The organism is Bradyrhizobium rifense, from assembly GCF_008123425.1.
In the GTDB taxonomy this organism is placed as follows: domain Bacteria; phylum Pseudomonadota; class Alphaproteobacteria; order Rhizobiales; family Xanthobacteraceae; genus Bradyrhizobium; species Bradyrhizobium rifense.
Genome location: NZ_VSSS01000137.1, coordinates 1 through 1,084 on the forward strand (window position 1 = coordinate 1; position 1,084 = coordinate 1,084).

At 60.1% G+C, this 1,084-nt stretch carries 1 protein-coding gene; it reads left to right on the forward strand.

Translation table 11 applies throughout. The features are described 5' to 3' along the window. Positions 1–733 precede the first annotated feature (733 nt). On the forward strand, positions 734–991 hold the full coding sequence (locus FXB40_RS47505; RefSeq protein WP_148779126.1) for a hypothetical protein: 258 nt from the start codon (positions 734–736) through the stop codon (positions 989–991). The last annotated feature ends 93 nt before the right edge of the window (positions 992–1,084 follow it).

Here is a 1,084-nt window from a genome sequence, read left to right on the forward strand (position 1 = left end):
CAGTCCAGTGCACTAAACTCCTAACCTTGGAAGGCACTCGCTGTTCGCAACGCTGGTCAATGCCAATTTGTGCACTGTCACCGTAACTGCGCTCGCCTTCCGGCCACAATGCAAGCTGGCTCCTGAGTCGCGGCGGGTCAAAGGCCGGAAGGCGCCGCTCCCCACTTTGCAATCTTGTGGAAAACATTCCATAGGTCAGCGCGTCTGTATTTTCCGAATCGCCTTGCTGAGCGCGCAGTTGCTCCGTGATCCTGTCGGTGCGGCCGTGAGCCAGTTCTTATCCGTATTGTTGTTAGCGACGGCCGTGACGCTCACGGTGTGTTTTGGCGTGGCAGCGTGGCGCCAGTCCGCCGACAAAGACGTCGATATCACCGCAACAATTCCGCATCAGGAATACGGTTGGCGAGCGAAGCCCGGATTACGGTGACAGTGCACTAAGTTACCGATCCTGGAGGGCGCGGGTTATCCGCAACGCTGGGACGCCAATTCTGCAATTTTGTGCACTGTCACCGTAATCCGAATGGAAGCAACCTCGCTGCCGCCTCGCTGATTTCGTCGTCAAATTGAACCAGAGCTTCCCAGCGCGTCATCGGCCCTCTATCCCGCGACAATAGGTCTTGGGGAGTCCTCGATCGAGTCGTCCACATCCCCCAGCGGCAGTAGTTTTACACCGTTCCAATATACCGGGAATGGACAATTTGACTCTCGCCCGCGCCGCGGTTCGATGGCCGCCATGACCAAGGCAGAGAACCGAGCAGCCGCGAAGGCTTACCACAAAGAGCGGATGCGCAGGTTCGATGAGGAAGCGGAGGCCGAACGCGTGAAAGCCGACCTCGCCGAGCTCGACCGCCTGCGCCGCTACCTGATCTTCGGGAGGCAGGCCCGCCGCGGGGGTGACCGCGAGAAGCTGACGAAGGCGATCGACGACTACGTCGAGGAGATGACCGGAGACCGCACGACGCTGCACGCCAAGAACCACAAGCGCGGATGACCTGGTCCCGCGCTTTCGATGAGCCGATCCTTCTGCCCGACGGCCGCGAGCTGGTGACGCTACGCGATGCCGGAATTACGGTGACAGTGCTGG